This window comes from Lapidilactobacillus bayanensis (genome assembly GCF_003946695.1).
GTDB lineage: Bacteria > Bacillota > Bacilli > Lactobacillales > Lactobacillaceae > Lapidilactobacillus > Lapidilactobacillus bayanensis.
Genome location: NZ_RHOX01000025.1, coordinates 1 through 18,848, shown reverse-complemented (window position 1 = coordinate 18,848; position 18,848 = coordinate 1). Strand labels below are relative to the sequence as shown.

16 protein-coding genes and 1 pseudogene are annotated in these 18,848 nt (G+C 41.1%); 10 read left to right on the top strand and 7 right to left on the bottom strand.

The window, feature by feature from the left end:
* Positions 1–130 precede the first annotated feature (130 nt).
* The 4 genes and pseudogenes from EKM65_RS09155 (at position 131) to EKM65_RS11490 (ending at position 4,592) form a co-directional block, all read left to right on the top strand.
* The gene (locus EKM65_RS09155) at positions 131–1,039 is read left to right on the top strand and encodes an ABC transporter permease (protein ID WP_125607733.1); all 909 of its coding nucleotides are present in this window, start codon (positions 131–133) and stop codon (positions 1,037–1,039) included.
* On the top strand, positions 1,039–1,848 hold the full coding sequence (locus tag EKM65_RS09150) for an ABC transporter ATP-binding protein (protein ID WP_125607731.1): 810 nt from the start codon (positions 1,039–1,041) through the stop codon (positions 1,846–1,848). The genes EKM65_RS09155 and EKM65_RS09150 overlap by 1 nt, the downstream gene beginning before the upstream one ends.
* 274 nt (positions 1,849–2,122) lie before the next feature.
* Complete coding sequence (locus EKM65_RS09145) at positions 2,123–3,145, top strand: alcohol dehydrogenase catalytic domain-containing protein (RefSeq protein WP_125607729.1); 1,023 nt, start codon at positions 2,123–2,125, stop codon at positions 3,143–3,145.
* Positions 3,146–3,294: 149 nt separating this feature from the next.
* Positions 3,295–4,592: pseudogene (locus EKM65_RS11490) on the top strand (ISL3 family transposase).
* A gap of 164 nt (positions 4,593–4,756) precedes the next feature.
* On the opposite strand, the gene EKM65_RS09130 reads toward EKM65_RS11490, so the two are convergent.
* Together EKM65_RS09130 and EKM65_RS09125 are read right to left on the bottom strand one after the other, a co-directional pair.
* Complete coding sequence (locus EKM65_RS09130) at positions 4,757–6,397, bottom strand: ATP-binding cassette domain-containing protein (RefSeq protein WP_125607723.1); 1,641 nt, start codon at positions 6,395–6,397, stop codon at positions 4,757–4,759.
* A gap of 476 nt (positions 6,398–6,873) precedes the next feature.
* Positions 6,874–7,191 carry a hypothetical protein gene (locus EKM65_RS09125; RefSeq protein WP_125607721.1) on the bottom strand — a complete coding sequence of 106 codons (318 nt, stop codon included), beginning with the start codon at positions 7,189–7,191 and terminating at the stop codon, positions 6,874–6,876.
* A 307-nt stretch (positions 7,192–7,498) separates the two neighbouring features.
* On the opposite strand from EKM65_RS09125, the gene EKM65_RS09120 reads away from it, so the two are divergent.
* Both EKM65_RS09120 and EKM65_RS09115 read left to right on the top strand, forming a co-directional pair.
* Positions 7,499–7,957 (top strand): MarR family winged helix-turn-helix transcriptional regulator, encoded by a 459-nt coding sequence (locus tag EKM65_RS09120; protein WP_125607719.1) that lies wholly within the window; start codon positions 7,499–7,501, stop codon positions 7,955–7,957.
* Positions 7,938–9,332 (top strand): DHA2 family efflux MFS transporter permease subunit, encoded by a 1,395-nt coding sequence (locus EKM65_RS09115; protein ID WP_125607717.1) that lies wholly within the window; start codon positions 7,938–7,940, stop codon positions 9,330–9,332. The genes EKM65_RS09120 and EKM65_RS09115 overlap by 20 nt, the downstream gene beginning before the upstream one ends.
* A 359-nt stretch (positions 9,333–9,691) precedes the next feature.
* On the opposite strand, the gene EKM65_RS09110 is transcribed toward EKM65_RS09115, so the two are convergent.
* Positions 9,692–10,294, bottom strand: coding sequence for a TetR/AcrR family transcriptional regulator (locus EKM65_RS09110; protein ID WP_125607715.1), 603 nt, complete (start codon positions 10,292–10,294; stop codon positions 9,692–9,694).
* Positions 10,295–10,332: 38 nt separating this feature from the next.
* Between EKM65_RS09110 and EKM65_RS09105 the strand changes: the two genes are divergently transcribed.
* The gene (locus EKM65_RS09105; RefSeq protein ID WP_125607713.1) at positions 10,333–11,106 is read left to right on the top strand and encodes an SDR family NAD(P)-dependent oxidoreductase; all 774 of its coding nucleotides are present in this window, start codon (positions 10,333–10,335) and stop codon (positions 11,104–11,106) included.
* A 41-nt stretch (positions 11,107–11,147) separates the two neighbouring features.
* Here EKM65_RS09105 and yaaA read toward each other — a convergent pair whose 3' ends face one another.
* Positions 11,148–11,891 (bottom strand): peroxide stress protein YaaA, encoded by a 744-nt coding sequence (yaaA, locus tag EKM65_RS09100; RefSeq protein WP_125607711.1) that lies wholly within the window; start codon positions 11,889–11,891, stop codon positions 11,148–11,150.
* 310 nt (positions 11,892–12,201) lie between these two features.
* Here yaaA and EKM65_RS09095 point away from each other — a divergent pair, with 310 nt between their 5' ends.
* From EKM65_RS09095 to EKM65_RS09085, 3 genes are all read left to right on the top strand, one after another.
* The gene (locus tag EKM65_RS09095; RefSeq protein ID WP_125607709.1) at positions 12,202–13,731 is read left to right on the top strand and encodes an ABC transporter permease/substrate-binding protein; all 1,530 of its coding nucleotides are present in this window, start codon (positions 12,202–12,204) and stop codon (positions 13,729–13,731) included.
* A 1-nt stretch (position 13,732) separates the two neighbouring features.
* On the top strand, positions 13,733–14,704 hold the full coding sequence (locus tag EKM65_RS09090; RefSeq protein ID WP_125607707.1) for an ABC transporter ATP-binding protein: 972 nt from the start codon (positions 13,733–13,735) through the stop codon (positions 14,702–14,704).
* 62 nt (positions 14,705–14,766) lie between these two features.
* Entirely contained in the window at positions 14,767–14,967 is a 201-nt protein-coding gene (locus EKM65_RS09085) for a hypothetical protein (RefSeq protein WP_125607705.1), read from the top strand.
* A 417-nt stretch (positions 14,968–15,384) separates the two neighbouring features.
* Here the strand turns inward: EKM65_RS09085 and EKM65_RS09080 are convergent, their stop codons facing one another.
* The 3 genes from EKM65_RS09080 to EKM65_RS09070 all read right to left on the bottom strand — a co-directional run bounded on the left by EKM65_RS09080 (position 15,385) and on the right by EKM65_RS09070 (position 18,789).
* Positions 15,385–16,602 carry a carboxylate--amine ligase gene (locus EKM65_RS09080; protein WP_125607703.1) on the bottom strand — a complete coding sequence of 406 codons (1,218 nt, stop codon included), beginning with the start codon at positions 16,600–16,602 and terminating at the stop codon, positions 15,385–15,387.
* A 623-nt stretch (positions 16,603–17,225) separates the two neighbouring features.
* Entirely contained in the window at positions 17,226–17,732 is a 507-nt protein-coding gene (locus EKM65_RS09075; RefSeq protein ID WP_164506892.1) for a universal stress protein, read from the bottom strand.
* A gap of 406 nt (positions 17,733–18,138) precedes the next feature.
* Positions 18,139–18,789 carry a hypothetical protein gene (locus tag EKM65_RS09070; RefSeq protein WP_125607701.1) on the bottom strand — a complete coding sequence of 217 codons (651 nt, stop codon included), beginning with the start codon at positions 18,787–18,789 and terminating at the stop codon, positions 18,139–18,141.
* Positions 18,790–18,848: the final 59 nt, after the last annotated feature.

Below are 18,848 nucleotides of genomic sequence, written 5' to 3'. Positions count from 1 at the left end.
AATGACATCGTTAACGCATCGACGTATGCACGCGTTGTTTTATGTATCAATGGTTATTCTGCGACTGCACTTCTTTTAAAATTGCCCCACCGTTTTATCATCAAAGTACAAACATTTTTTGGAGGTTATTATGGATATCCTGACATCAAGTATTTCTTTAGGCTTCTTATGGTCAATCATGGCCATTGGGGTCTACCTCACATTTCGGATTTTAGACATCGCCGATATGACGGCTGAAGGTAGTTTCCCACTTGGCGCGGCTATCACAGCGCACGCACTAACAACTGGTATCGGACCCGTTGTCGCAACGCTATTAGGAGTTGCTGGTGGTGCACTCGCCGGATTCGTCTCTGGCTTCATGACGACCAAGTTGCACATTCCTGACTTGCTGTCCGGGATCTTAACAATGACTGGCTTGTACTCCATCAATTTATTCGTCATGGGAATGGCTAACGTCCCAATTGCCGGAACCACCAAAACAATGTTTACCCTCTTGCAAATTGGTGATAGCACAACAACGACGATTGTCATTGGCGGTATTGTCCTCGCAATTGTGATTGCCTTGCTAGTATTCTTCTTCAACACCGAAATGGGTCTGGCTGCTCGCGCCGTTGGGAACAACGAGGATATGTCCTCGGCTAACGGAATTAACGCCGATGCCATGAAGATTATTGTTTATATGATTAGTAATGGATTGATTGCACTCTCTGGTTCTTTGATGGCTCAAACCAATGGTTATGCTGATATCAGTATGGGAATTGGCACGATCGTCATTGCACTTGCTGCAATTATTATTGCTGAAATCCTACTCCGCCATCTGAGTTTTGGCCGACGCCTGCTCACAATTATCGTGGGCGCAATCATCTACCGACTGATTATCGCGCTAGTTCTTGACTGGGGTGTTGATCCCAACGCGTTACGACTTTTCTACGCATTAATGTTAACGCTGTTCTTAGCACTTCCACTCATTCAGAAGAAGATTGCTCAAGTTCAACAGCGGCATCGCAATACTAAACAAATCACGGAGGAGAACAAATAATGAGTGAACCAGTATTAGAAGTTAAGGGCCTCCACCAGTACTTCGAAAAAGGAACCGCAAATGAAAATCACGCCTTGAAAGGCATTGACCTAACACTTGATCCCGGTGAGTTTGTTGCCATTATTGGTGGTAACGGCGCTGGGAAATCAACCTTGCTAAACAGTGTCGCCGGCTCCCTTCCAGTCGACTATGGTCAAATTAAAATTGACGGTCACGATGTTACTTACCAAAGCGTTGCCAAGCGAGCTAAATTAATTAGTCGCGTTTTCCAGGACCCCAAGCAAGGCACTGCGACATTATTAACTGTTGAAGAGAACCTTTCGCTTGCCTTGAAACGTGGTGCACGGCGAAATTTCTGGAGCAACGGTGTCAAGCGCAATGAACGCGATTTGTTCCGGGCTAAACTTGCTAGTTTGGATTTAGGACTTGAGGGCCGACTCAGTGCTGAGATCGGTTTACTATCTGGTGGTCAACGTCAAGCTGTAACGTTGCTGATGGCGACAATTAAGCAGCCTTCCCTGTTACTGCTCGACGAACACACTGCCGCTCTTGATCCTAAGACTAGCGCAACCGTCATGGAAATCACAGATAAAATTGTCCACGAACAAAACCTGACAACGCTGATGATTACCCACAACATGGCAGATGCTCTTAAATACGGCAACCGCCTGATTATGTTGGACCACGGCCAAATTGCTGTCGACATTAAAGGTGATCAGAAAAAAAATCTCACCGTTTCTGACTTGCTTGAACTATTCAAGCAACAGAGCGGCGCGGCACTCACTGACGACGCCATCTTGTTAAGCTAAACTTAACAAATAAAAGAATTGAGAATTTTCGTCCCTTAAACTAAACCCTTGGTATTGGATCTTAATTCAATATTGAAGGGTTATTTTTTCGGTCACTTTGATGACCATTACTAAATTAAGATTGTCACTTACAGCCCAACCATTAATAGAAATCGACCTGCAAAGACGGATCAATTTTAGTGGCGCTGGCGATAGGTTATACTTAGGGTGATCCGCTTAATGTTGAACTGTGATTTTAGTAATCATGAGGGTAAATAGAAAGAAGTCAATCATAATGACAGAAGATAATTTAGCATTCGTTGCCTTAGGAGGACAACCATTAACTGCCGCCAACAGTTTTGCCATAGTCAAATCAGCAATTCCCACGCCTAACGACAATGATTTAATTATTAAGGTTGCTGGATTCTCCCTAAATCCAGTTGACGACAAACGCCGGTTAGCATTAAAAGATCAACAATTGATTCTAGGCTATGATGCAGTTGGCACAGTTGTTGCAGTTGGTCCCGACGTTCAAAATTTCACCGTTGGTGATCAAGTTATTTATTCTGGAACAACAAAACGAGCCGGTAGCTACCAAAAGTTTCAGAGTGTGGCCGCTAATCTAGTCACAAAAGTAACGCAAAAAGCAGCGGTGACAGATTTAGCCGCGCTACCATTAGTCGGCCTGACCGCCTGGGAATTACTTTTCGAACGGCTGAATTTTATTCCCCAACACAATGCCAATCTTGGTAAAACGTTGTTGGTAATTAATGGTGCTGGTGGGGTTGGTTCCATGTTGACCCAGCTGGCCGCTTGGGCGGGACTGACTGTTTTAGCAACCGCGAGTCCGCAGAACAACGACTGGTTAACTAAGCGTGGTGTTAAAGTCGCCATTGACTATCACGATGACATAGTAAGCGCCGTCCGCCAAAATGGCTTTCAACAAATCGATGCGATCGCAGCACTGTACGATCCCACCCCTTATATGGCGGCCATGACTGAATTAATTGCGCCATTCGGTCAAATCGCGACAATCGTTACGCCCACGGCACCGCTGAATCTTGCACCACTACAGCCGAAGTCTGTCAGCTTCAACTTTGAACGCATGTTTACAAAGACCGATTACAACGTTAATGTTGCCAGTACTGGGACGATCCTTAGCAATTTACTCGGCCTCTACGCTACCGGCTACTTATCTGCTAGCGTTACAACGGCGTTATCCCCGATTAATTTGGCCAATCTAAAAACCGGACTGAACGCGTTAGAAAGCGGACATCAAGTCGGCAAAATTGTCTTGAGTGGTGAGTTTGAGGCGTAGTTCATTGATCACTCAGCCAACCAAATAATGGCATGAGTTCACGAGTAAAACTAGCTTCTCTGCTTAAGACCAACTATATTTGGGTCTACACTTTCTGGTGTTGGTGAAAACTAACGCCAGTTTTTATTCGCCAAAATAAATAGGACATCATGTCCTCCTCCATGTTACGATTTAATCGCCTAACTAAATCGAAAAGAGCGTTCATGATGTCCCTAGATAATTCTATCCTAAGTTTGTTCGAAATAACAGATGCAAATATCTCAATTGATTCTATTTCGCGTATTAAATCGACAGATAACCGCCACATCCATCTTATTTCTGCCTCTTTAACCTACAACCGTTCCCGTTGCCTACATTGTCGTTTACCTACTTTGATTAAGAACGGCTATCGCCTTTCAAAGATTCGCTTGCCTACAATTAACGGTGGTCGTTATCAATTAAATCTCAGAAGACAGCGATTCTATTGTAAGAGCTGTCACCACACTCAAAGTGCCACAACCACGATTGTTTCTAACAACCAAACCTTCAGTCGCTCTCTTAGACACATGGTGTTTCAATTAGCTCGTGAGTCTTTACCTGCCACAACGATTGCCAAGATTTGTGGTATTTCACCAAGTAGTGTTCTTCGCCTTATTGAAAAAGAGGTTCATCTTCCTCATGCACTCAAAGAGTTACCGCTACATCTCTGTTTCGACGAGTTTCGGTCTACCGATCATTTAATGTCGTTTAATTGTTGTGACGCAATCTCTCACCGTCGCGTTGCGCTGTTGCACACCAGAACCAAAAAAGAGATTATCAACCATTTCATCAATCACTATTCGCTCATACAACGTCAAAAAGTGGCAACTGTTGTTATTGATATGAACGCCGAATACGCCAGCTTTATTAAACAGATCTTTCCTAATTCAGAAATCATTATCGATCGATTCATGTTGTGCAACTAGCAGGTAAAGCATTAGATGCAGAACGTCTTCGCGTTCTTGAAGAACTCAAAGAAACAGATCGACGACGCTATCGAATCGGTAAATCTCAATGGCGCTTATTTCACTTAGATGCAAAAGCAGTTGATGCAAAACAAGTTCGTTATTTAAAAGGTGTCAATGAATACATGACCCAACAAAACGCCATTGATTTGTTCCGTGGTCAGTCTGGGGCTTTTTCAGAAGCCTATTCGTTCTATCAAGCCATTCTTCAGGCACTAAAGGCCAAAGATCCAACTGTTATGGCCAGCCTAATCGATAATTATTGTTTCAAAGGAACTAAGATGGATTCAGTTGTTCGCACCTATCGTAAGAATCAAGCCGGCATTTTAAATGCTTGTTGCTATTCCTATTCAAATGGGCCAATTGAAGGTTTAAATCGTAAGATAAAGGCATTAAAACGTAACTGTTATGGCTTTCGCAACATTAAAAACTTCTTTTTAAGGATTAGTTTGATTTATAACTAAAAAAGTCATACCCGTTAATTCGGATGTGACTTCATAAATCTCCACCAACACTATTTGACAAAGACCCCTATATTTCACGATAATATTAAAAAGAAGCCAAACTTTTAGAAGTTTTAGAAGTTTGGCCGCTTTTTCCCATGTCATTCTTTTCAGTAATAGCTAAACTAGCCCTTTCTCGCAGTATGAACTTGTTGATTGCGAATTGTAAGCAACACGCTACCTTTTGGTATTAACTCCATTCGATGCGTGACTATCATGACAATCTTATTCTCTAATGCTGGCCAAACATGACTAAGAATCTTAAACCGGCTAGCTGTATCCAATGCAGAGGTTGCTTCATCCATAATCACAAGCTCGCTATAATTAGCTTCTGCCAACAAACGCGCAAAAGCCAGTTTTTGGCGTTGACCACCAGACAAATTTTCGCCAGACTCAATCACTTTCGTTTCAAGCCCATCAGGAAGTTGCTGGACATCATCAATAAGTGCAACATTTTCAAGAATCGTCATCATCTCAGCATTGCTTAATCGATGTTGAACATCAATATTTTCGCGTAGTGTGCCTGCAAATACTGGCGCCGTTTGCGAAAGAAAACTTGTTCGAGAATAAAGACTCCGCAAAGATATTGCATCAGCCGGCTGATGATCAAACTTGATCTGACCATCGTAATTCTTGATTAAACCAAGCAGGATATTGACCAATGTAGACTTCCCAGATCCGTTGTTACCGACAAGATAGTAAATCTGACCTCTCAACATTTGTAAATTCACATTAGCAAATAAAACTCGGGATCCCAAAGTATAACTAACATTAGTAAACGTGATGGCGGCTAGAGGGGATTTTACTGGTATTGCACTTAACATTCCAGGATCATCAGCGACTCTAAAAAAATCATTCAGTTTAGAATAAGCGACATCATCTAATTTTGCTTGCACATAGATAACATTGAAGATTGCAATTGGATTGTATATGTTGTCAATATAAAGCAATAAGGCAACAATTTGCCCAACGGATAGTGATTGTAAGTGATCGGTCAGTACCAACACAATCACCAGTCCCTTAATCAGATTAACGAGCAACGCAAAAATTGCAAAAAAAGCTTCATGAACTAGTGCAATTGCTGTTTTTTGTGTTGCCGCACTTTCTGTCAATTGATGAAACTTTCTGATTTGCGACTTATACTGTCCTGTGATTCGATAGACTAGAAAAGACATGACACCATGGGTAAGAATTCGGTTAATCGATTCTTGGTTGTCTAAGAGTTTTGATTTAATTGCATATAACCATCGGAGTAAAAAATGCGTTACAACAAACACTATGGTGTACCCCAACACAATAAACCATATCAGCTTAGTACTAATCGTACCAATGAAAATTAAACTGAACAAAATCGTTGGAATGATACTGCGGATAATTTCGAAATAAAAATCAAATACAACATTTCGCCCCGCATTCGCACCATTCTCAATCATCTGTAATAATGTTCCTAAAGAACTGGTCATTATTTTTTGTGCTTGAATCGTATCTAATTTGGTCAATGTACGCTCTTTAATGCCATAATAGATTCGCTCTGGCAACTTGTTCTTAGCATATTCATCAAGATAGCCGATAATAGGCAAGATGACCAGTGTTCCGAGGTAAATATAAACAAGCGGTTGCGATAGAAACAATAGCTTTAAGTGATCTAAGACTTGTTGAAAATAATGAACATTCAGTGTATTAAATAACGCAATTAAGACACCCATTACACAGTACAATGTGCTTAGCAGCAGATTGTCTTTAACGATTTTGAAATATTTTTGCATGATATCCTCCTGCTGATGTGAAATTTACATCATTCAGGCAGACTCAAAGAAACCGTCGACACAGCGGATAAGTTCAAACGAAGTAACAGACAAGATGCTGTCCTTAAATAAAACTTGGTTCTTCAAATAAGGGTAAGTTGTTCACGCAACCTAGCCCTGCCGAATGATAATCATCGATGTTTTGCAATTTTTGGAAGCTAGTGCGCTAAACTCTAGCGCACTAGCCTAGTTACATCGAACATTCATCAAGAAGAAACCTCCAAGGTGTGAAGCTTTTTGTAACAAGCATTCACTCTCATGTTGTCATTATATCCTGTTGCTAGCTAGTAGGCAATACAAAGTGGCATGATCACTTACCCTATCGAGAAAATATCTCAACTGCGGACAATCGACTGACATGAAACTCATAGGTCACGCATTTATCTACTTAGCAACCCAGAGGCGCAATTAAGTCCGGATAAGTTTAAGAAAGTCAATTACTCTTCTTCTCCATCCAATTCGATTCCCCGGATTGAGTCATCAACTTCGTCCATGAAATCTTCAGCTTCCAGACGTTGATGCCACTCAACGGGATCTTGAGATTTGGTGATCGTATTTTTGATGTTGTCGTATAATTTCTCAACAACTTCTAGCCACATTTTTTCAACTTGTACCGCCACAACAGCATCATTCCAACGACGCGCCGGTGCACGGTCCGCATTGATTTTTTGTTGATGTGCAGTTGCCTTGTTGCAAAATTCTGCTTTAGCCGTGGTCAGGCTCTCGAAATATTTGATAAATTCTTTTAAGTCCATTTGCTTTTCCTCCAATTGATTGTGCCAGCTTCATTATGCGAACATACGTTTGTGAATGCAACATCGTTTTTAAAAAGCCAGTTCAAAAGTAGATAAACATCCCAGTAACCTTCTTTTTTAATGCTGTCCTGACACCAGCACCTGGTTTACGATTGTTTGAATGCAACTTATTGCAATTCTGCAATAATCTCGTTCAAACAATGATTTAGTCATCACAATTAAAAAATTATTTGACCTTTCAGAAAATTAAGTCTAAACTAATTACTCGTTAACTATGTGTAGACGCACATAAAAGGAGATGGTTAAAATGGCGTTTATCTCGAATAAAGATCATGTTCAAGGCATTAGCATTCTCAGCCGAATTATTCAAACAGACTTAAAACGCAGTCTGCGACCTTATGGTTTGAATGAAAATAATTACTTTTTTATTTTCTTCGTTAATGATCATCCCGGCGCTACCCAAGATGACTTAACGAAAACCATGTTCCTCGACCACAGTACGATCACGCGCGCCGTGATTAAGCTTGTTCAACTAGGTTATCTCGAACGACACCTTGACGAGCAGGACAAGCGCGTGAGCCACCTCTATTTAACGCCACAAGGTCAACAACTTCAGCGCCCACTTTATGAAGCAACCAAGCACGCCGAAGAATTGGCATTTGGTAATTTAACGGTTGAAGAACGTCGTTTAATTCAACCACTGCTGTTGAAATCAGCCTTATCACACGAACGGGAGAAAGAAAAAAATGGTTCAAAATACAACTAAAATGTCAAAACGAGATCTACTTTCAATTGTCGCTGCGGCGATCATGGCCTTCATCGGCGTTTTAATCGAAACCTCCATGAACGTCACCTTCCCCACTTTAACGAAACAATTCGGCGTGACCCTGAGTACAGTTCAATGGGTCACCACCGGCTATTTATTAATGGTCTCACTGGTGATTATCTGCTCTTCTTATCTTAAAGGACGCTTCAAAGAACGTCATATTTTTATCGCTGGCGCAATTTTTGCTATTATTGGCGATTTAGCCTGTGCTTTAGCCGTTAACTTCCAAATGTTATTGATTGGTCGGCTCATTCAAGCCGTGGGAACGGGGATTTCACTACCGTTATTATTTAACATCATTCTAGAACGCGCCCCATTAGCTAAGCGTGGTATTTTCATGGGTCTAGGTGGCTTAATTGTTTCCTTGGCGCCAGCTTTAGGTCCAACTTTTGGCGGTGTCGTCGTTTACTTTTTAACTTGGCGAGATATTTTTTGGCTCGTTTTGCCACTGATGTTGATCGGCTCGGTACTAGGATTGGCGATCGAACAAGTGACACCCTTGCGCCGCGAACGTTTTGATTGGCTACGTTTAATTCTATTAGCACTTGTTTTCGTCAGTCTAACCTTAGGCTTCAACACCGTTAGCACGCACGGTTGGATCAATGGTCAATTCGGTCTTTCCTTACTGGTAATGATCGGTGCCTTACTAGCTTTCATCGCGGTTTCTAAGCGAAGCCAGCGCGTGTTAGTCAACATTAATATTTTTAAAAATCCAATTTTTTCAATGGCCTTGTTAGCTTATGTTTTTATTCAGTTCACTAATATTGGCGTCAACTTTCTTTTACCTAACTATGCGCAAATCGCTGATCATTCGACTTCACTGATTGCTGGTATTATCATGTTGCCCGGAAGTTTAATTTCGGGTTTACTTAATCCAGCTTGGGGCCGAATGTATGACGAAATGGGTGCACAACGACCAATTACGATTGGTAACTCACTTTACTTCTTAGCAATTATTTTATTTGCGGTCAGCAGTTTTCAGCTGGCGCCAATTTTAATTTTGGTATACTACACTATTTTCGCAATTGGGATGACGATGTCCTTTTCAAACACCATGACTTACGCGCTAACGATCGTTGGAGCGGAAAATGAGGCGGACGCCAATGCCGTCTTTAATACCTTGCAACAATTCGCCGGTTCAATTGGTACTGCCGTTGCTGCCAGCTTTCTGGCGTCAGGAACCGGCCATAATGCGGCGCAAGTCATGCAGTCCGGTACGCAACACACCTTTATTTTTGTCGGCATTTTAATTCTGATTAACTTTATTTTGTACCACTTCACTTTTAAACTGGGTAATCAACAGATGATGAAATAAGGACGTGGAACAAAAATTTCGGTTATTTTTGTTTTATGATCTGAAACTTAGCGTGTCTTTTATTCCACTTCCGAAATAACCATACTAACTTAAACTACTTCAAAGGATTTAGGCGCGAATAAAAGACTACAAAACATCACTTGATACGTTTAACCAGACGACAAATATTTAAATAGGTGCAATCGCAACTTGCTTTAACGAAATCATTCGTTAGAGGCAGTTATGATTGCACCTTTTTTTAATCGGTCGCAGTGTCAGCGAGACGTTGTACTAAATTACGGAAAATTGAAAATTGCTTCGTTGATACACGACACTTTTCTTAAGATTGATGATTGTTTACTGACTCGACTGCGGCTAAACTAATTCCTATCGAGTTCAAAACCTTGCTTGACCATTTCTAATGGCGCGTTATGGCGCGAATATAATAATAGCTCAGCCATCTCGTCAATGGTCAACTGTGGCCTTGTTTGCACCCAAAGTAAGATGGCATCTACCAAACCACTAATGATTAATTGTCTTAACGCTAGACGAATTTCTGGTTTGACGGTGTGATTGACTGTGAGTTCTGGCGCTAAATATTTAGAGAGCTCATCTTTCATTTTAATCAGAAAATTCGGATCGCCATTCTTACCAAGTAGAACCTGATAGCCGCGATAATTTTGGGCGATTGTTTGTAGAATACCTTGATAAAAACTTAATTCCTGCTTGCGATCAAATCTTAACATCCAATCTGGCGGAACATTGTCAAAGCAAATTTTGATGGCACCTATTAAGGTTGCTTCGAGCTCATTCAAGGCGGTGGGTAAATCGATAAAGTGCAAATAAAACGTGCTGCGGTTAACTTGACAATATTTAACCACTTGAGTGACCGAAATCTTGGCTGCAGGCGTCGACTGCATTAACGCAAGCACCGCATCTAATAAATGTTGATGCGTTTTAATAAAATCATCGTGTTTAGTCATTTGAACCTCGATATTAAATCAAATTAGGAGTGAAGATCATGTCAGAAATAACTGTTATTATTGGTGCGGATCAAGGACTTGGTGCCGAGATCGCCCACAAATTTGGTCGTGAAGGTCAAGAAGTTGTACTAATTGCGCGCAACCAAACAAAATTAGCTGCCGTTTGTCAAAAATTAACGCGAGAACAAATTAGGAGTCACTATTTCACTGCTGATATTTCCCAGCTCGAGCAAATCGACCAGCTTTTTGCGACAATCGCTGCTGAAGTTGGTCGTCCAAGCAATCTAATCTTTAATGTGGGTAATACTCACTTGGATGATGCCTTGAGTTCGAACATTGACACCATCAAAAGCATTTTTAATCTCAATGTTTTGAGCGCCATTCAATCTGCACGTTCCTTTGTAACTTATTCAGATAAACAAACCAAACGGGCTATTATTTTTACAAGTGGTGGTGCTGGTATTAAGCCCACCAACTTTGCCTCAACGTTATCCTTGACCAAGGCTGCCCTGCGCAGCTACGTGTTTACTTTACACGATGAATTGGCGGCGCAATCAATTTTTGTTGGGATGATTACCATTGCCGGTATTATCGGCTTAACACCAGACGTCACAACTAGCAAACTGGCGGATGTTTACTGGCAGCTCCTTCAAGATCAAGCGGCACCAGAAATTATTTATCCGCAATCATCTTCTAAATCAGAATTCGAACAATTACAACAACTCATAACCCATCCCGAAAAAATTGCTGCGTTGTTGCAAGCACATCCTGAATTCAAAGATAAGGCTAAACAACTTGGTCTTGATGTTTAATCACGATCTGGTTGCTGCTCATCAACCATGACCCCAATAATTTATTGTGTCAAAAACACCAACTTATTCGCCGTCGAGAATTCTGGTCGATACTGATAATTTAAGTCGGTGAATTCTTGCAGTTCAGTCACACGGTGAACTTGGTGCTCGGCCATGAAGCGAACCATTTGTCCTCGCGCCATCTTCGCTAAAGTGGCTCGCGTTTTAATTCGACCATCGACGAAATGGCCGAAAACAATCTCAATCATGCGATCAGCAGGCGTTAAATACTTGGCGATGGTTTGACTATATTCTTGAGAAGCCAAGTTGATAATCGGTTCACCATCTTTTATTAAGGCCTCATAAAGTTGCCGATTCCAAAAGGCATAGAGATTCTGACTGCCCACCACAGCTAAAGTTGTCTGCATCTCTAATCGATAAGGAACGACGCCGTCAAAAGGACGTAGAATCCCATAAAAGCCTGATAAAATGCGCAAATGCTGTTGCACATAATTAAATTCTGGAACGGTAAATAAATCTGGGGCCATATATTGATACTGAATCCCTGAATAGGCCAAAATTGCCGGCGTTAATTGTTTGGTCAGGTCAATCTGGTGAAGCTGCTGATAGTTTTTCTGAGCCAGCTTATCACTGCACTTCCATAACACTTTTAAATCGTCATAAGTGAGTTGTCGCAAGGCCTGCAAAATTATTTGTGTCTGCTCAAAGTATTGTGGTCGCTTAATGTCGCCAAAATTGTCTGAGCTGATAAGCATTTTCTTCGCCGGTGAAATAATTATCTTCATCTTAAATCCTCGTTTACTAGTAACTAAGGCTTATTGTAGCAAAACATTTTCAATTTAGGGGTAATTAATTTTAATACCTGGTTAATTAACTCGACTTTAATGCAGATTTCCATTCAAGATTAGCTTTTTAGCCATTTTTTACAGAGCCAAATAACCCCCTTTAGTCATAAATCTGTTACTTGGCAAAGAAATGATTTTTCTAAATTAAAATCAAATTACTAACAATTTGACGAACAGACGTTTACAATAGTTAGAGCGTCATAATTCAATTAGAACTATCACGACTTCAACACCGGTCGGAGGCAACCTTGTGGCAGATATCGGACAAACCTTAATCGAACGGCGTACTGATTTAATTCAGGCGCTGTTGCAACATATTCAAATTTCCTTACTTTCGCTGGTGATTGCCATGTTAATCGCAATCCCATTAGCAATCGCCGTCACCAATCATCAGAAACTAGCTGAATTCTTTTTGCAAATTGCTGGCGTTTTACAAACCATTCCTTCACTGGCCTTATTGGGCTTGTTGATTCCGATCGTGGGTATTGGCAATGTGCCAGCAACGATTGCCTTAGTCATTTATGCAATCTTACCAATTTTTCAGAATACTTATTTAGGGATTACTAATATTGAACCCTCCTTAAAAGAAGCAGCCGAAGCGTTTGGCATGTCCCGCTGGCAAAAGTTATTTCGGGTAGAGTTACCACTGGCAATGCCCGAGATTATTGCGGGTGTGCGTAATGCGCTTGTTTTAATTATTGGGACCGCAACTTTAGCCGCTTTAATCGGTGCTGGTGGTTTAGGGACCTTTATTTTACTGGGGATTAACCGCAACAACACGGCCTTAACGTTAATTGGTGCTATTTCCGCGGCTTTATTGGCGATTGTCTTCAGTTGGCTGATTAACGTTTTACAACGGGTTAAATTGCGCTATTCCTTAACTGCTTTGGCGTTGATTGTTGTGGGTAGCTTCGGTTACACAGGCTACCAAGCTTATCAAGCGGCCCAACCGACGATTACGATTGCGGGTAAACTAGGCTCGGAACCAGATATTTTGATTAATATGTATCGTGATTTAATTAAACAGGATAGTCCCCGCACCAAAGTTGTTTTAAAGTCCAACTTTGGTCAGACTAGCTTTCTTTTAAACGCGCTTAAAAGTGACCAAATTGACATTTACCCTGAATTCACAGGCACTGTCTTAGAAGGTCTTGTTAAATTGCCAACAGGCCAAACTGTCCCTCATTCGGCAGCAAAAACTTATCAACTGTCGGCGAAATTATTACAGCAGCAAGCAAATTTAGCCTATTTAAAACCAATGGCTTATAACAATACTTACGCAATTATTGTCACGAAGCAATTTGCCCGCCAATATGATCTTAAATCAATTTCAGATTTAACCAAGATCGCAAATAAAATTAATGCCGGCTTTGATCTCGAGTTTAGCGATCGCCAAGATGGCTACAAGGGGTTGCAAAAAACATATGGCTTAACGTTCAAAACGAAAACAATGGATCCATCATTACGCTATGAAGCAATTCAGCGCGGCAGTGTGAATTTAATTGATGGCTATTCCACCGATTCAGAGATTCGGCGTTACAATTTGGTCGCGCTCAAAGATGATCGGCAACTTTTCCCTTATTATCAAGGTGCACCTTTAATGCGGGCAGCGACTGCTAAGAAATATCCGCAAGTTGTTAAAAGTTTAAATAAGTTACATGGCCAGATTACCGATGTGCAAATGCGGCAAATGAACTACGAGGTTAACGTTGAAAAGAAGTCAGCGGCCACCGTTGCGAAACACTATTTGTTGAAGCATCACTTGTTAAGGGGGCAATAAAATGGCGACACCTATGATTCAATTCGAACATATTAATAAAATCTACGGCGAAACCAAAGCTGTGTCTGACCTCTCTTTAACAATCAATGAGCACGAATTATTCGTCCTTGTTGGTACATCTGGTAGCGGTAAAACGACGACGTTGAAAATGATCAACCAACTAATTAAACCCACTGCTGGCACGATTTATTTCAATGGTAAATCCGTTACTGATTACCAGGCGCGCAACCTACGCTGGAATATTGGTTATGTTTTGCAACAAATCGCCCTTTTTCCTAATATGACGGTGGGCCAAAACATCGCCTTAATTCCCGAATTGAAACACTGGGACCGCGCAAAAATCGAGCGTACTGTTGACGAGCTCTTAACGCAAGTTGAATTACCACCAGCAAAGTATCGTGACCGCATGCCCGCCGAACTATCCGGTGGTGAACAACAACGGGTTGGGATCTTACGTGCGTTAGCTTCACAGCCACAAGTGATTTTAATGGATGAGCCTTTTAGTGCCTTGGATCCAATCTCACGCACGCAGTTACAAGATCTACTGTTGCGCATGCATGAACGGTTAAAAACGACGATTGTTTTTGTCACCCATGATATGAACGAGGCGTTAAAACTAGGCGATCGGATTGCGGTGATGCGTCAAGGTAAATTGCTTCAAGTCGGCACGCCTCAAGAAGTTTCGAAACATCCTATTAATGAATTCGTCCGCTCGTTTTTCGCCACTAGCAGTAAGCAATCCGCATTATTTGAACAACCCATTAGTCAATTAGCACAATATTGGCGGCCGTTGGTAGCATCGACAGCAACCGAATCATTGAGTTCGGTTGAACCTGATACTTTATTGAAGACTGTGCTACCACAACTTGTCGCTCAAGAGCGGGTGCTAATTAAACGCGCCGGACAAGCCACCGCCTACTTAACTCGGCAAGACGTTTTGCAATATTTGAACGATCAAATGACTGAAAACTAAAACTGTTTTGTTGTGGTTCTCTGTGCTTGCGCAAAGGTTGCATATGGAACGTGGCGGGTACCGTGGCGGCGAAACAATACTTAGCGCTGGAACGTAGTGGGCGTCGATTTGAGCCGATTAAAGTACTAATCGTCTCAAATACGAGCCTTATTGTAGCCGATAAATCGTCAACAATAATGTCACTACTGAGCGGTATTCTTTCGCCACCACTTAACAAACAAGATGGCAACCTTTGCGCAAGCGCTGAATTGACATGTGGTTGAATTGTCATCTAAAATTTTTAGAAGTACAAACTTGAAGCTAAATCACACCACATCTCTTTAGTCAGTGCCGGAGGAAAATCGCGGTCAGCCGCGGAATTCTTGTTGGTGACTTGTCACTTACAAGAAAGTTTGTATTTAAGACAAATTGGTTTTGATTTGGCTTAAATCAAACTCGCAGCGTTCCACCAGCGCATTTTCCGTAGGCACGAAGAAGCACAACATAACAGTTCTAGAACTTAGCACTTATAACAAAGCTCACATTTAAGACGAACTGCTTTTGATTCGGCTCAAACCAGGCTCGCAGTATTTCACCAGCGCGTTTTCTGTAGGCACGAAGAAGCAGTTTCAACTTCAGCAAAAGACCGTTGCAAAATCCTAATACTGGATTTTGCAACGGTCTTTTTTAAACTCAATGAATTACCACTTATTATTGCGATACTTCCGAACATAATTAGCTTGGCGTGCAGCTAAGAACAACTTACGCTTTAAGCTCTTGTCAGCATGATAGAATAGCGGATTGCCCCACTTTTTATCTTTAATTAATTGCCGACATTCTTGATTAATCTTCGGATTTTGCACGAATTGTCGTAACACGGTCTTGGGTACAATCGTGAATAAGAATGTTTGATCATTATAAACCGTTTCTTTAGCTAGATGGTTGACACAATCATCAACTAAATATTCGGCCATGTTGTGTCCAGTTTGCGTAATGTAATAACTAGAACGACCTTGACGAATGTTAATTTCAAACAGTTTAAATTTGTGGTCGCGCTTATCATACTTAATATCAAAGTTAGCAAAACCAGTATAATGAATTTTTTCCAACAATGATTGCATCTTTTGCATCAAAGGTAAATTATAACGACTAATGATGGCCGTATAATTGCCAATAGCAGTCGGTGTATGCTCTTGTAACACAACTTGGCCCATTGCCACTAGTTCAACCTTACCTTGCGTGTTAGCGTACAAAACGCCGTCAAACATGTAAGTATCATCACCAGGAATATATTCTTGTACAATAGCTTCGTCATCATAATGCGCTTGATGCAATAAAGTCAGCACTTGATTAACTTCTTCTTCGGAGTTGAGCCGGTAGATTTTTTTCTTGCCCGCAAAGTGCATGTCATAGTATTTAACCACGTTACTTGGCTTAACGACAACTGGATACATCATTTCTTCATGAAATGGCTGCGCGTTTTGGGCACAATCATAGAAATATGTCTTGGGATAATCGACGCCCATTTCAGCACACAACTGATAGAAATTTTTCTTGTATTGTAGTTGATTCAGTAATTCCAGGTTCGGATAATTGAACACATAATATTGACGCAAAAAGTCAGCATTCTCAACAATATAACGAACATACATATCACTAGTACCGACTAATAATAGCTTTTTATCAGGCTGTGCGTATTTTTGAGCGACCTCTGCCAAAATCTTAGGAAATTCCTCGGGTTGATGTAATTTCGGATAATATTCGATTTGGCCAGGAATTGTACTATATTCAGTAAATGACAACGGCGCTGAACCAACTAGAATTGGGTGAATCCCATATTTTTCGTGAAACGAAATGGCTACATTGTAAGTATTTAAATCAGTTCCCACAATAATGGGAATAAAATTGAGCTCTTGCATAATTTCCTCCTAGCAAAACGATAACACCATTTATTATAGATGAGTCAGCAATTCTAATCAATTAGCAAGCGGGGATTATTGAACCAAAAAGGAATTACGGCAGCTTAAAAGCTGACCGTAATTCCTTTTTGGGTTTGTGTTTTGAAATGTGCTGTAAAGCAACTACAACAAGTAATTTAAGTAAAAATCTTGCTGCATTAACATGCATCAATCTTTTCACTTAAGTTAATACCATCAACCTGTTGTTCTTTGCACTCTTGTTGAAACGTGCTCAAGCCAACTGGGTGTCGTGTATTTAAGCGTGAATCTTACTGCGTTGACACGCAGCAATCTTCCCGTTTAAATACAAACACCCAACCCGTTGCTTCTCCACACTCTTGTTGAAACGTGCTCAAGCCAACTGATTGCTATGTCTAACTAGTAATCCCAGCTGGGTTGGCACCCAGCTGTGCTTCCTAGTTAGAGCGCCGCAATCAACCCGTTGGCTTTCGCGCTCTGATCTGAAACGTGCTGCGAAGCGCAGTTAGTTCCGGTTAAGATAAGTCAGTTTAAATCTTAAAACCAAGATTTTAACTGGCTTAAACTTAATCCTCACTAACTACCCGCGCTTCTCCGCGCTCTTATTATTTTTCAAAGTCTTTTAGCATTCTGGTTATTTGTGAATCTGAGCGTACTACAATGACTGAGCATGGTGCGTAGTGGGCAATGTATGCGGCTTGGGTGCCGATTGTCTTGCGTTTACCTGGCTTGGTTTCTGAACCTATCACTAATAGGTCGGGGCGGAAATCGGGAATGACGGTTTCGACGATTTCGTGGCTGGGACTGCCTTCAGCTAGAATTGGTGTCACATCTTCTACGCCAAATTCGCGCGCTTTTTCGCAATAAGTGTTTAAATCCGCGGTGATTTCTGCGCGTCGCTTATTAATTGTGTCGAGTGACAATGATTGAAAAATATTTAAGTCGCCTGTTTCCAAAACCATGGTGACGGCTAGCGGAATATTGTAAACTTTCGCGACTGTACAAGCATAATCAAATGCTCGACGTGATGAAACAAAATCGTCGTCATCAACGGCAATCATAATTCGTGTATAATGCATGGTTGAAACCTGATAACTTACTAAATCCTCCATTTGACTCACCTCAATATTAGTATACCGTAAAAATCAATAAATTTCGTTGACGAAGAATTATTGACTGAGCACTATTTTCGACAAGATTGGCAGCCCGCCAATGTCACTCATCATCGCTACTAAGTTGGCCGCTCAGTGTTTAACCTGAATGGCTGGTATTTACAATATTTTTCTAGCGATCAAAATGACAATCAGCATGATGAAGACTTGCAGAAGCGTGATGATTAATTCAACCTGCCAACCCCACTTGTAGTTTGCGTATGCTGCAAAGAAAGTCAGCAAGCATAAGAACAGGAAGAATAAAACGACTAGAAAACTACTAAATTTATTTTTCATTCCCGCCTCTTTGTGAATGATCATCGAATAATCTTTTCAAGACACCTTAAGTTCTAGAATCGTTGCTGTATTAATGACGCAGCAGTGCAATGTAGTGTCGGCGTTGAAGATGGTTCAAAATAGCAGTCAGTGCAATGCAGATTAAACTCCACGCCCCAAAAACAGCAATCAAATCACCATTATTCATAGCACCATAATCACCATTGCGATAAATCATCGCGTAGAAATCAGTATAATTGAAAGGCAACTTGATTCTGAGCGGTTGCGCAATGAGATGTAAGAGACCAAGTTGACGCGCAAAAAAGGTCGTGGCGAGAACAAAGGTAATGACAATCGGGCTCTTAGTAAATTGACCAAGCAAGGTTGCGGCAGCCGCAAACAAGATAAACCATAAATTTAAAAAGAAAATCATCGTCAGCAAATATCGTCCCATGGTGAAGACAACCTCATCCGATTTAATCGTTTTAATGTCACCATACCACAATGAGCCGATGGGCAGACCTGTCAATAAGTGAACCAGCAGTGCACTGACAATGATGCCAGCAATAACACAAAGATTAAGCAATAACCACGGTTCAATATTTCGAATCAAGAGTGCAACGCTACGTTGACGGGGAATCATCCTGTCGAAAGAATCCGTCTGTTGTTTAAGCTCGCGCGTAGCAGTGACTGAAAAAATTAGAATCGCAAAACAAATCACAACCGCGCGTTTTATAATCAAGTTAGCCAAATACTTTTAGCTAATTGATAAAATAAAAAACACCAAGACAAATCTCTGTT